This window comes from Mycoplasma buteonis, from assembly GCF_000733865.1.
Classification (GTDB): Bacteria; Bacillota_I; Bacilli_A; order Mycoplasmatales; family Metamycoplasmataceae; genus Mycoplasmopsis; species Mycoplasmopsis buteonis.
In genome coordinates this window covers 190,960-200,515 of the sequence record NZ_JPOK01000004.1, presented here as the reverse complement: position 1 = coordinate 200,515, position 9,556 = coordinate 190,960, and the positions used below count along the sequence as shown (strand labels likewise).

General features: G+C 26.5%; 7 protein-coding genes and 1 rRNA gene. All 8 read left to right on the top strand.

The features are described from left to right. Positions 1-191 (top strand): 23S ribosomal RNA (locus EI91_RS00855); the annotation flags it as partial. A 117-nt stretch (positions 192-308) separates the two neighbouring features. Continuing rightward, the gene (locus tag EI91_RS00850; protein WP_036451997.1) at positions 309-860 is read left to right on the top strand and encodes an inorganic diphosphatase; all 552 of its coding nucleotides are present in this window, start codon (positions 309-311) and stop codon (positions 858-860) included. A gap of 165 nt (positions 861-1,025) precedes the next feature. After that, positions 1,026-4,130 (top strand): putative immunoglobulin-blocking virulence protein, encoded by a 3,105-nt coding sequence (locus EI91_RS00845; protein WP_036451995.1) that lies wholly within the window; start codon positions 1,026-1,028, stop codon positions 4,128-4,130. Beyond that, positions 4,123-5,613, top strand: a complete 1,491-nt coding sequence (locus EI91_RS00840; RefSeq protein ID WP_036451993.1) for an MSC_0624 family F1-like ATPase-associated membrane protein — start codon at positions 4,123-4,125, stop codon at positions 5,611-5,613. Before EI91_RS00845 ends, EI91_RS00840 begins: the two co-directional genes overlap by 8 nt. Beyond that, a complete protein-coding gene (locus tag EI91_RS03495; protein WP_051789153.1) occupies positions 5,603-6,112 on the top strand; it encodes an MSC_0623 family F1-like ATPase-associated protein in 510 nt (169 codons plus the stop codon). Before EI91_RS00840 ends, EI91_RS03495 begins: the two co-directional genes overlap by 11 nt. A gap of 2 nt (positions 6,113-6,114) precedes the next feature. Next, the gene (locus EI91_RS00830) at positions 6,115-6,996 is read left to right on the top strand and encodes an MSC_0622 family F1-like ATPase gamma subunit (RefSeq protein WP_036451991.1); all 882 of its coding nucleotides are present in this window, start codon (positions 6,115-6,117) and stop codon (positions 6,994-6,996) included. A gap of 5 nt (positions 6,997-7,001) precedes the next feature. After that, entirely contained in the window at positions 7,002-7,463 is a 462-nt protein-coding gene (locus tag EI91_RS00825; RefSeq protein ID WP_036451989.1) for an MSC_0621 family F1-like ATPase epsilon subunit, read from the top strand. After that, the gene (locus EI91_RS00820; RefSeq protein ID WP_036451987.1) at positions 7,450-9,555 is read left to right on the top strand and encodes an MSC_0620 family F1-like ATPase-associated subunit; all 2,106 of its coding nucleotides are present in this window, start codon (positions 7,450-7,452) and stop codon (positions 9,553-9,555) included. The genes EI91_RS00825 and EI91_RS00820 overlap by 14 nt, the downstream gene beginning before the upstream one ends. The last annotated feature ends 1 nt before the right edge of the window (position 9,556 follow it).

Below are 9,556 nucleotides of genomic sequence, written 5' to 3'. Positions count from 1 at the left end.
GTTTCGCCAGAAGCATAGCTGGGTAGCTAAGTACGGAAAGGATAACCGCTGAAAGCATCTAAGTGGGAAGCCTCCTCAGAGATAAGTATTCCCTTGAAATTCCTTGTAGACGACGAGGTTGATAGGATGGAAGTGTACGTGTAGCAATACATTTAGATGACCATTACTAATAAATTGATAGGTTTAAAAGTTAAGATGTATATTTAGACATTTTAATAAATTATTATTACTATTCAGTTTTCAAAAAACTAAGCCCAAGAGGGCATTTTTTTTATTTTATTTTTGTTGATATTTGATATCATTAATCTATGAAAAAAATAGTACAAGCAAAAGTAGAAATTCAAAAAAATTCAAGAATTAAGTACGAATTTAATCGTAAAACAAACCAAATTGAAGTTGATCGCATTTTAAGAGGTGATTTTGTTTATCCATGTAATTATGGTTTCATTCCTGAAGCATTAGATTGAGATGGTGATGAATTGGATGTGTTAATTTACTCACCTGAAACATTTATTCCTGGTGTTGCAGTTAATGTAAGAATCATTGGTGCTATGAAAATGATTGATGATGGAGAAACTGATACAAAATTAATTGGTGTTCACGCTGATGATTACAGATTAGATAATATAAATTCTTTAAATGAACTCCCAGAACCATTTTTAGATTCTGTTAAAACATTTTTCAGCACATACAAAAACTGAAAACGTCCTGGAATTACAATTGTTGATGGATTTGAAGATGTTGAATGAGCAATTAAAGAATATAATGAGTGTGTAGAACTTATGGAAAAATATGGTTCTTTACCTAAAAAAGAATTTATCGAAAAAATGCAAAAAGAACATCCAGAAAAATACTTATAAATCAATTGAGAAAAAATACAAAAAGTTAAAAAAATACTTTTTTAAGCGGTTTTTCCGCTTCTTTTTTTTTTTTTTTTTTGAACCGTTTTTTTTTTAATGAAATATAATTTTAATACAAATGAAAATTTTAAAAATTTTTAAGATTTTTGAAAATAAAAGGTAGATATGATTAAAGCAAAAAAAATGATTAAAGCAAAAAAAAGAAAAATAATTAAAAGCACAATTATTTTAAGTTCTTCCTTAGTGGCAATTTCAACTATTAGTGGGTTAGTTTATTTTTCACGGCAAAAAAGTGATTTAGCACGTAAATCTAGTTTAGATAACCGTGAAGCAAAATCAGTTTTATCAAATAAAATTAATATTGTTATTGATCCAAGATATAACTCTGCATCTGATATTAATACACCAGTTAAAGATTTAGTTACAACTATTCAGTTTGTACATAATAATAAAGTTATTAAATCTAAAGATTTTATTACTCCAAGCGACCAAAAAGTTAGTTTTAATTTAAAAGACGAATTACCAAAAGATTATCAATTAGATACTGAGTATCATCAAGGTTTCCAAGACATAGTTGTTGAACCTGGTAAAGTTAATATAATTCATGTTACTCCAATTGTTAAGGTTTTAAAAACAAGTTTTCAATTTATTAATAATAATCAAAACATTGGAAATCCAATTATTGTAGAGTTAAAAGAAAATGATAAATTTGATATTGCTAAATGAGTACCCAAAGGTTATAAATTACCAGATAATTACCAGTTCACTTATAAATTAGGTGAGCTGAATTTAATTCAGATTGAATTAGTTCACAAACAATTTACAACAACTTTAGAATTTCAAGATTTTGAAACTAAAAAAGTTATTCATACAAAAGATGTAAAAACAATGGATGATGAAAAAGTTAATCCAAGAAATTACATTCCTAATGGGTATGAATTTACTAAAAATAACCAACCACAAACTATTGAACCTTTAGAAGCTGGTAAAAAATATATTTATTATATTCAAAAAAGTGTTGTAGAGATTTTCACTACTATTAAATTTATAACTTCAGATCGAACTCCTATTAGTGAAAAAGTTTTTAAAACAGTTGGTGATCAAAAAATATCATTTGAACAAATTGATAATGCTAAACCAGAAGGTTATGATTTAGATCCTCAAAATGTTAAAGATATTCAAATGGGAAAAGTTAATGAAGTCATAGTTGATAAAATTAACAAAATTTTTAGAACTACATTCATTTTCAAATTACAAAATACTCAAGAAATTGTTGAACAAAAAATTGAAAGTTCATTCGAAAATAGTCCATTAGTACTTGAAAGCTTAGTTCCTCAAGGTTATCATTTAGCGGATAATTCTAATCGTGAAATTCAATACGATCAAGTAAATACTTATGAAGTTATTAAAGATGTAACAGAACAACCTAAAGAACCAGAAGTTCCCGAAATCACTCCAGTTGCACCTGAACCAGAACCTGAACCTCAACCTGCTCCAACTCCTATTGAAAAACCATCTGATACAAAACCAGATGATAGAGTTTCTGAAAGCAGAATTGCAAGTATTGTAAGTAGCGGTGGTTCAACAGTTAATGCTAATAGAAAAGGTCCTGATAAACCTTCAACTTTACCGAAAATTGACAATCCTCCTCTTGGTGGAAATAAATTAGAGCAAAATAGAGCTGCACTTAGAAGAAAAAAAGCAGTTATTAATAAGATTGCTTCTGGTAGTGAGGTATCTCTGGAAGATATTAAAGAACTTTTTGGTGAATATAGCCAAAATGAAGATTATTTAAAAAGTTATGTTACATACTTAAATTCTAATGGTAGTTTCAAAGATATAGGTTTCTTAGTTGTGTATGATAGAGAAATGACAAAAGAAGAAAAACGTCAAGCATTAAAAGCACAATTTGAAGCAGCTGAAAGAATAGCTGAAAGTGAATTTAAAGCTGGTCGTGAGTTACAACCGGTGTTATCAGCTGGAGGTATGTCATTTAACTTTGGATATTCTGATAAACATAAAAATCCAAGTCTTGTTAACATTATTAATAATAATAAAAATCGTGCATTCGGTGTTGAAGACGTTGAGTATGAACGTAATGGTTCTCAAATGCTAACTGGTGATTACTATGGATGAACAAAAAATGATGTGTCAAGTACATATAGCTCATCAATTGGTACTCCTAATGGATATTCAGACTACTCTGGAAAACAATTTATTTCCGGTGGCGGAATTCAAGTTTATCAATATAATCCAAATTCAGATAATAAATATGGACAAACACAAGGAAGTCAAAAAGTTGCTCGTGTAGATGCTTCTAACCCGCAAGGTGTTGCTAATATTCTGAAATTACTTAGACAGCATAGTGACATTACTGGTGTTTACATTTCAAATATTGGAACAAATAATAAAGAACAAGACATTACAAACATTTTAACTGGTTTACCAAGCTCTATTAACAAAGTAACCTTACTTTTTGATACACAAAAAATGTATGGTATTTCAGCTTTACGTAATTTACACTTAGACCAAGCAGAATTAATTACAACAATTAAAAATATTGATGATAATATTGGTGAAAGACCAAATTCATACAATTATGGTTGAGGAATTGATCCAATTGCTTTTGAAAATACAAAACATGTTTCATATGATTACAATAACACAAATAGTTTTGGATCACAAGGTTCATCACAAATTCAAGTAGGTCCAATTATCTTTAACGTAATTCGTCCAGATAAAGGTTCAGATGTAAATACTGTTAATAAGGCGTTTGATTTAGCTTTAAATGTTCATAAGGATTGAAAAGTATTTAATGGTAATTTTGGTGATCAAGGATACCCAACTAAGATTGATTTATCATTAACAAATCTTAAATCATTAAGCGGTATAAATATACATGGTTATGCTTTCAAAACAATTAAATTACCTTCATCAGGAACAACTTTTGATTTAAACATTTCTGAACTTGGAGCAAGTCAATACAGTAGTATTTTATATGACTGAGGTCCAAATGATAAACCAAGAATTTTATTCGGTGATCGTCGTACAAGTAAGGTACATTTACATGGAACAATTAATGACTTTAGCGGTCCATTTAATAGAGAATTACAAGGCCTTTTAACAGGTCTTAAAAATAATGCTGATGTAAATACAATTATTGTTGATAATGATGATGTATCTAGAGTTCTTACAAAATCACCTGCATGAGATTCAAGTTTCAAAATTATAGTTGGTGGTAATAATACAGGAGGAATTGACTTTGACTAATTCACAAACTTTAAAAGTAAAAAAACAAACAAAGTCTAACCGTTTTTCATTTTCGGTTTTATCAAAAATATTTTTACTTTGTCTTTTCTTTGCACTAACTTTATTTATTAGTTTAACACTAAAAAATTATATTGGTGCCGGTACAAATAGTGAAGTTTACTTAGGTTTTGCTCGTCTATTTGATATGACTAATTTAGCAATTCGTGCAAGAAATTTTGCTATTTTACTAAATTTTATTTGCTTATACGCAGTGATAGCTCTAGCTCTTTTTAGTGCCTATCATTCCTTTTCGCAAGGATATCCATTTTGAAAAACAATAGCTCTAAATATTACATATTTACTACTTACTGCTTTAGCAATTGTTTTTCTTGTTTTAAAACCTATAAATTATCAAACAAATGTCAAAAGTTTATTAATCGCTCCTGCTTTATTACTTATTACTTTTATTATTCGTTTTGTTGTTAATTTATCTGAATATTTAATTCGTAGAAAAAAATCTCCTGCTTTTGGATTTAAAAATGTAAGTCCAATTTTAGCTAGTGCAATGTTTTTACTTTCAGCACTTGTTGGATTCTTACTTTTACTATTGTTAATCCAAAATGCAAAAATTGGTTCTAACGGAAATTCAAAACCAAACATTGATGATTTATTTAATAAATCTAATCAATTCTACTCAAAATTAGATCGTGCTTTTAACACTATTTATCCATTATCATACGTTTATCTTTTTATCGTAGTTGCTTACTTTTTTGTTGCGCTTGTATTTTTACTAACTCCATACTTTAAACAATCAAAACAAATACAAAAGTCATTGTTTACTAATTTAGTTGTTTTTGCTTTAACATTCTTTTTAGCGATGTTTGTGTATATTTGAGCAAATATTGGGACACTATCAAAAATTACTGGTGTTGTGTTTAATTTAAAAATTCAATACATAGCTTTTAGTGTTTTAATAGCCATTAGTTTACTTTTATCTCTAGGATTATTTGTTGTTTTAAAGGTTGCTAAAAAACTAAAATTAAGTAATAATGTTTTCCAATTTATTTATTTCATTTTTGTTGTTTTATTACTCATTGCATCATTTGTAGTTCGGGTTTTAAATTTTGATCGAATTAATAATTATGTAGCTATTTTAAATCTTTTTGTATTTATTATCGCTATGTCTATTACTTACTTTGTAATGACACCACAAAAATTTAAAAATTGAATTTTAATTCTTATTTTAGGAACAATTTTTATTTCTTTATCAGGATTTTTCCTTGTGGTAGATTTAAAAATGATTGAACAAGATAATCCGATTTTATCTTCAGTTTTTGTAGTTCTTAACATCAGTGACTTATTCGTTATTTTTACCCTTGTATTAGCACTAGTTTTTGAACTAATTCAAATTACAAAATGATTAAGAGCTTTATTTATTGTAAAAAAATACAATAAGAAAAAACAAACAATTGAACAAGCTAAGGAGCTTCAATATGAAAATTAAAAATAATAATTCTAAAACAAACGGTAATAACCCAAAAGAATTAGAATACCAAAACCAAATTTTTCAAAATTATGAATTAGCAAAACAAAATTCAAATTTTTTAAGTCATCAAGCTTTTTTAAATCAATTTATGTTAGCTAACAATTACTCTATGGCAAATGAAAATTGAAATAATCTTTACAATGAGGCTTTAAAAACTTTACAATCAAAAAATGAATTAATTTTCGATAATTTTGTTTTAACATTCACACGCGATTTACGTTTTAGTTTAACAGATTTAGTTCCTGATTTAGCTGATCATACAAATGCAAAAATTCAATCATTTGCTTTTAATAATGCTAGTGATAATCAGCAAGCTAAAATACTTAGAAACTTTAATTCATTGTTAAATGAATTATTAAACAAAGGGATTGTTTTAGAACTATTTCCACACTATATTCTTAGTTTTGATAAAGTAGCTAATAAATACACAATTTTATTTAGCAAAGAAGTTATTTAAGAATGCATATTAGAAAAATTAAAGCGAAATTTAATTCGCTATCAAAAATTATTAAAATTGTGGAATCAAATAAAAATATTACCTTAATTAATATTTTAAAATTATCAAAACAAATTAGTTTTTATTTTGAACGTGCTAATCAAACAAAAACTGTTATTGAAACTATTCAAAAAAATTATGCTGTTGATTCAGTGTTTTTACAAAATAATCAAGCTGGTTTTTTCTCTAGCTTAAAAAGTAAAAATACCACACCAACTATTTGGGTGTATGTTACTGAAGAAGAACAATATAGCACAAACTCATATTTTAAACACGAACAAAACATACTTGCAGAATTAAAGAAAAACGATAAGTTTATTGCTATTGGTGAACGTGCATGTAATTTTGTTAAAAATCAAAATTTAACAACAATATATAGCGAAAACTTTAATGATGTTGTTAAATTGTCACATAACTTGCCATTAGTGCTGCAAACTGAAATTTTACAAAAAGGATTTGCTAACATTCGTTTTGTTATTAACTCTTCTAAAATTAAAAGTAAATATCTTGATGTTTTACCATTAAGTGCGTTGAATTTTAATCTAAACGTTAAAGATTACAAATTAGAAGAAAAAATTGATGTTAAAAAATTAAAAGTTTATCCAGATGTTCAATCATTTATTGAATCTGAAATTGCTTCATATTTAACTTACATTTCTTTAACATTGCTTAGTGAATCGGCTTTAATTAATCAAAAATATAAATTAGTTGCTGAAAATCAAAAGATTAATGATTTAGAAAAAAAACAAAAACAATTAAAACTTGCAATGAACCGTGCTAGAAGAGAACAAGAAGTTGAGAATATGTCTTTATTAAGTAAAAAGAAAGATTTACTTCACGAGTAGGTATTATGACTAAAATTAAATTTACTTCACATAATTTAGAAGTTACTCGCATGCAAATTGAAAAATTAGAAATTAATACAGATTTTTCAGATCGTTGAGTTACTTTCAAAAAAAACTCAGTCGCAAGCTATAAACAAGTATTTTTAAAACTGATTTTAACAAACAAAAAAACAATTTACTTAATTTTAGACAATACTTTTTTAACATACGTTGATGAAGTTATTTCGGTTCGTTATAATGGTGAATTAGTTCAATATGTTCAAAATACTAAACAAAAAGAAAAATTAGAAATTATTAATCAAAAATTAAAAAAATTAAAACAAGAAATTAAATTACATCAAGCTTATTATGATTTAAATATTAATAATTTAGATTTGGTGGAAATGCAAAAACTTAAACATAAATTATTTGTTTATGAAGCTATTAGTAGTTTCTCATTAGAAAGGTTGCTAGATGAAAAAAATTAATAAAATTGTAGCACTTGGAATTGCTACTCCAGTTCTTACGTCTTCAACTTTATTAGCTAGTGCTGCACCTGGTGAAACGAATGATACTTCTGACGAGAATTCCAATTCTGGTAAATTAGATCCTAATTTTAGCTCTTTTAAAAGTAAAACTGATCTTCTGTTATCAGACGGTTTAGAAAAATTAATTGATGGTAAAATAACAGAATATCGTGAAACAGCAGGTAATTTAATTAAATTCAGTGAACAAAACAATAAAAATGATCGTCAAGAATTAGTTGATGCTGTTTATTACCAAAAAGTTGCTGATTATTTAGAACATAACAAAGCAGAAATTTTAAAAGATCCTGAAAAGTATGGTTTATATATTGTAGCTCCTTATGTTTGATCTACCTCAAAACAAGTTAAAACAGGAACTGTTGTTTTTAAAGATAAAGCTTATAACAATATTAAAATCGGTATTACAAAAGAATCTAACTATTCAGCAGAATTTCTGAAAAAAGAAAATGTGTATGGTACAAAAGTTAATGACTATAACGAAAAAAATGTTGAAAATAATGTTACTAAATATTTAACTCGTCTAAGCAAACAATTCAATGATGTCTTTTTAAATAAAATTGATGTTCCTAGATTAAAAATTTACTCTGAAGATAATGCTGCCGAGTTATCTCTAACAACTTTAAGTTTTGATAGTAATCACAATGGTTTTGAAATTTCAGTGCCAAAAAATTATGAAACTTGAAACGATTATATTCGTACCAAAATTTTTAATCGTTTTGTACCATTTGATTTAAATGCTAACCAAAGCATTCAAAAATCAGATGATCAAGAAATTCCAACACCACCAATTATTCCAGATGAACCTGTAGAAGATCCTATTTTAAAACAAGAAATCCAAAATATTCCAAGCTTACAACCAATTATTAAGTATGAATTTTATGATAGTTTTATTCCTTCGAAATATGATGAATTTATTGAACAATTAAAAACTAATCCAAGCACTTTGAATAATAAATTTTTATTCAATAACCCAATTTTAACTCGCTATGAATACTCAATTAAAGCTTTAAATAAAGAAAGCGATAAACTAGTTGCAACTGTAAGTATTACTGATAAATTAGATTTAACTCGTTCGAGAGAATATACACAAGAAATTTTAAAATTATCTTCACAATCTACAACTAAAAGTTTTGAAGCTTCAGTAAACTCATTACAAAAAACTTTTTTCAATTTTTATCAAGCATTAGGTATTGGTGAAAATATGAATTTTAAAGCTTTAGCCAATTCATCTTTAGCAGCCGTAGTATTTAATATGGTTGCAGAAGCACTGAAAACTACAACTGATTCAGAATTTCTTAAGCGTCAAATGAATTTAGCTGAAGTTAATAAAAATAGTGTTGAAACAGTTGAATTAAAAGAAAGTAGTGTTTATTACAAAGAAATAATGAATCTCTTCTTAGGTTCTTTAGAAAGAGTTGATTTAAAACAAGGGAAAATTTGATACAACTATTTTGATTATCTTGTTAATGCTTATTATGAATTAAATAAAGAATTTAAGACTTCTTTAAATGAAAAATCACGCAAAATTACGATTGAAAATAATTTCAAAACTTATCAATATGATCTTGAATATTTAGAAAAAGGTTTTGAGACATTACGAAATGATATTAATTTACTTAAAGGTTTAGTTAACTCTGCTAACTTCGATATTGCACAAAAATTTAATATTTATAACAGAATTGTTGCTCAAATTCAAAAAACTTTAATTAACTTAGCTTCTTTATCTACTGAAAAAGTACTAGATAAAAGTACACAAACGGTGACAAATGAGTACTTTGTCAAAGCATATCAAGAAATTAAAGAATTAAAACCAATTGCAGTTCCAACTAAGAAAAAGTCAATACTAATTGCTTTAGGTTCAATTTTCTTATTTATTGGTGTACTTTTTAGTGTTGTGTTAGCGATTTTTGCAACATTAAAGAAAAAAATTAAAATAAAAATGGATAAAAAACAAATATTTTTACTTGTAGGAATTTCGGTTATCATAATCTTAATTTCTATTATATTAATCGCATTAGGTTTAGGAGGATTATAAT